This is a genomic window from Bacillota bacterium (assembly GCA_040754675.1).
Taxonomy (GTDB): Bacteria; Bacillota; Limnochordia; order Limnochordales; family Geochordaceae; genus Geochorda.
This window is the reverse complement of sequence record JBFMCJ010000592.1, coordinates 1-2,403: the sequence shown is the minus strand read 5'-3', so window position 1 is coordinate 2,403 and position 2,403 is coordinate 1. Positions and strand designations below refer to the sequence as shown.

General features: G+C 65.8%; 3 protein-coding genes. 2 read left to right on the top strand and 1 reads right to left on the bottom strand.

The window, feature by feature from the left end:
• The first annotated feature begins 103 nt into the window (after window positions 1-103).
• Both AB1609_21330 and AB1609_21325 read left to right on the top strand, forming a co-directional pair.
• Entirely contained in the window at window positions 104-1,018 is a 915-nt protein-coding gene (locus tag AB1609_21330; protein ID MEW6048978.1) for a pyruvate kinase alpha/beta domain-containing protein, read from the top strand.
• Between the two features lie 120 nt (window positions 1,019-1,138).
• Window positions 1,139-1,867 carry a hypothetical protein gene (locus AB1609_21325; GenBank protein MEW6048977.1) on the top strand — a complete coding sequence of 243 codons (729 nt, stop codon included), beginning with the start codon at window positions 1,139-1,141 and terminating at the stop codon, window positions 1,865-1,867.
• 170 nt (window positions 1,868-2,037) lie between these two features.
• Here the strand turns inward: AB1609_21325 and AB1609_21320 are convergent.
• Window positions 2,038-2,403: potassium transporter TrkG (locus tag AB1609_21320; GenBank protein ID MEW6048976.1), on the bottom strand; the 366-nt coding region annotated here is incomplete at its 5' end.

Below are 2,403 nucleotides of genomic sequence, written 5' to 3'. Positions count from 1 at the left end.
GCCCTCTGGCCTCCAGGCACCAGCGGAGGTGCGTCGAAGAGCTAACACGCCAGCTCGTGGTCGGGGGCGAGGACAACCTGGCCATCGTGGAGGCATGGACGGCGTGGAAGGGGGCTTTTCTGCCGTGGCCAACCGGGAGCGGGTGCTTGAGTTTCTCCGCCAAGGCTCTGGCCGCTGGTGCGATGATTGCATCTCCGGCAATACGGGCATTGAGCCCCGGCAGCAGGTTCACCAGATATGCCGGACGCTGGCCGACCGGGGTGCCATCAGCCGTATCCAGGGCCCATGTACCGGGTGCGGTAAGATCAAGCTCGTCAGCTGCATCAGGAACGTGGAGCTGGCGCGTCCCGTCGTGTATTTCGAGCACCCAGGCGAGGTGAACACCGAGGACGTTCTGCGGCATGGTCGCGCCAGGGCCGAGCAGTTGGGCCTGCGAGTGGTGGTCGTTCCGACCGACAGCGGGCGAAGCGCCTTGCGGGCAGTCCGAATCTTCAAGGACAGCGGCATACGGCTGATCGTGGTCACCACGCCGCCCTGCACGACGTGGGGCCCTCGCGGGGATCTCCCGAGCGGAATCCCCGACGTGGCCGTCCGCGAAGCCCTGCGAAGCGCGGGCGCCGAGCTCGTTCAGGGCACGATGCCGTTCTCGGGGCTCGGATCCGGCAGACGGCCAGCGATCGCCTGGCAGCAAGACCTGGTTCAGCGTGTCCTCGAGGTTTTCGGCGCGGGGACAAAGATCGCCATCCAGGTAGCCCTGATGGCCGTCGATGCCGGACTGGTGCCGGAGGGCGAAGACGTACTTGCCTTCGGGGGCACCTACAAGGGACTGGACAGCGCTCTGGTGGTCAGGACGTGCTTGAGCTGGCATTTCCTTGATCGCTTCGAGGTGCTGGAAGTGGTGGCGAAGCCCCGCCGGCCGCGGGTGACGCTGCCTGAGTACAACGACCCGCACTGGCGCGGCGACGTGGACGCCTATTACGGCGCCACGGACGTCGGGGCTCTTTTGCGGGGAGAGTAGAAGGCTGGCCCGTCAGCGTTTGCCGAAGCAGGTCTGGCGGAAATCCTGGTGCGACGGCCGAACTCCGTCGGTGGTCTCGAAATTCGCAGATCCTGTAGCTGTCCGAGGGAGGTCCAGAGCATGCTGGTGGAAGTGCACTATTTCGAGCGGCCAGGGCCGGTGAACACTGAGGCGGCGCTGGAGCTTGGTATCAGACGGGCCTGTGTCCTGGGGATCGAACACCTGGTTGTTCCTTCGATCACCGGTCGTTCTGCAGCGCTGGCGGCACAAAGGGCCCAGCGGGCGACGAGCTCATCACCGCTTCGCGTGGTGTGTGTTACCTATCGGGCCGGCGGTGCCTGGAACGTTCAAGGCCCCCCGCCGGGACGGCACTGGCATGAGATTCCGGAACTCAAACAGCAATGGGATCGCTGGCAGGCGCAGGGTTACAAGCACATTGGGCTTGACGAGGCGGTACGGAAGCAGCTGAGCAGGTGGGGCGTCCCGGTCGTCCAGGCCACCGACATCTCCGCGAGCGTGGAATCGTCCATGACCGGCGATTTGGCGGTAAGTACGCCAAAGACGGTCATGAAGGAGACGCTTTTTCTGCTCTGCGCTGGGTTGAAAGTCGCTGTCTTTACGACGATGGCGGCCGCTGATGCCGGGTTGGTTCCCGTCGACCGAGAAGTGGTCGCGTTCGGCGGCACGGAGCAAGGCCTGGACACGGCCGTGGTCATCAAGCCTTCCTACTCGGACTCGGCCTTCGACCCGCGCCACGGGCTGGAGATCCGTGAGATCGTCTGCAAGCCGAGGTCGATGATGGGGCCATCCGGGTATTATCACGACCGAGCCTGGGGGGCCTCCGCCTGAGGGGTGCTCTCCTGGGCCGGCCACAGAGCGTACCGGCACGATGGGCCGGTCACCCGGCGATGAAACCTGACGGCGAGACGGACCAGCAAGCTCCGCCCAGGTGAGGCTGCCGAGGTAGACCGGTATCTCCGGCGGGACAGGCTTGCTGAAGGGCCGTGCAGTCCCAGCGCTCAGCGTGGCCGCCAGAAGTCGGGGTGCAGCAGTGCCAGCACGCTGTACACTTCGAGCCGGCCTACCACCATCAGGAAGCTCAGCACCAGCTTGGCCGCCGGGGTGAGATGCGCGTAGTTTCCTGTCGGGCCGACGCTCCCGAAGCCGGGGCCGATGTTTCCCAGGGACGCGATGGTGGCCGAGGCGGCGCTTGTCACGTCAAGCCCGGTGGCCGCCAGCGTTACGAAGCCGGCAAACCACGTCGCAATGTAGATGATCAGAAACGCTGCGACTTCGTTCACGATGCGTTCCGGCACCGCCTGCCCGCCCAGCCGGAGCAGTTGGACCGATCGGGGGTGCAGTCGCCGCACCGGCTCGCTGCCCAC

Coding starts and splice junctions, on each gene's coding strand:
- AB1609_21325 (MEW6048977.1), top strand. CDS start 1,139: ATGCTGGTGGAAGTGCACTATTTCGAGCGGCCAGGGCCGGTGAACACT.